Below are 1,239 nucleotides of genomic sequence, written 5' to 3' on the forward strand. Positions count from 1 at the left end.
TCGAGCGGCGTCTCGATGTTCATCTGGCCCTGCTCACGCTCGCTTGCGCTATCATCTGCTCTCGATTTGTTGAAGAGTTTTGTTAGCCGCTCTAAGCAGCTTCGCACCATGGCCTACTTCAAGTACAAGTGAGCGAGCCGCCGGCATTTACATGCGCTGCCCTATGTCGTTGAAAGCAAACGTGTTCTTTCGCGACCGCGATTCGCGGTCACCATGTGTGTATATGTCATGACATACCGGTTTTATTTTTTCCGAAAATTGCCAACCTTTGATAAATATCAATTCTTTTTAACTACCCATGTGAATGTTGGGCAACAGCGTTTCTTTTTGTGCAATACTACTTTGCATCTCTTGATTAACTTTTTATCTTGTTTTTTGGCAATAAATGGGAAGGCGGCAGTATGAGGAATCTCGCATTGCTCATCCTTGCTGTTCTGATCGGGGCTGCGCCACCATTCCGAGTCATCGCGTTTCCAGTGCGCCGAGTCCCGGGGTCCCCCTGCGGCGAAATCCGCCTGTAACAACAACGATCCCGCGCTATGTGGCTCTAGTGCAATAGCGCGGGGGCGAATCGGCTAAGGTGTCGGGCTGAACGAATTGAGAAGCGACGATGAGCAAGCTGAAGAGCCTGGACGAACTGTTTGCAGGCCGTCACTTTGACCGCGATGTGATCATTCTGTGTGTTCGCTGGTACCTGCGCTACAAGCTTAGCTTGCGCGATCTNGTCGAAATGATGGCGGAACGGAGTCTGTCGCTGGCCCAAACGACGATCCTGCGCTGGGTGCGGCGCTTTGCGCCGGAGTTCGTCAAACGGTGGAATCGCTTCGGCAGCCCCACCGGCCAGTCCTGGCGTGTTGACGAGACTTATCTCAAGCTGCGCGGCAAGTGGGTCTATCTTTATCGGGCGGTGGATCGGGTGGGCCAGACGGTTGACTTCATGCTCCGTGCAAAGCGCGACGTGGAGGCGGCAAAAGCCTTTTTCAGGAAGGCAATCAGACATCAAGGCGAGCCACCAAAGACCATCACGCTTGATGGCTATGCCGCCCCGCACCGCGCCGTGCGCGAGATGAAGGCCGAAGGCTTGCTGTCTGAGGACACGAAGGTCCGATCCTCGAAATATCTCAATAATCTGGTCGAGCAGGACCANCGCAACATCAAGTCCCGGACGAAAGTCATGCTCGGCTTCAAACGTTTCAGGAACGCAGCGATCACTCTCTCTGGTATTGAGTTGGTACATCG

At 53.8% G+C, this 1,239-nt stretch carries 1 protein-coding gene and 1 pseudogene; both read left to right on the forward strand.

Features of this window, described 5'->3' with window-relative positions:
• A pseudogene (locus tag A3A5_RS43535) lies at positions 1-86 on the forward strand (IS5/IS1182 family transposase); the annotation flags it as partial.
• Positions 87-610: 524 nt separating this feature from the next.
• Positions 611-1,239: IS6 family transposase (locus tag A3A5_RS0122810; RefSeq protein ID WP_018312816.1), on the forward strand; the 629-nt coding region annotated here is incomplete at its 3' end.

The sequence above is a fragment of the Cupriavidus sp. UYPR2.512 genome, from assembly GCF_000379565.1.
Taxonomy (GTDB): Bacteria; Pseudomonadota; Gammaproteobacteria; order Burkholderiales; family Burkholderiaceae; genus Cupriavidus.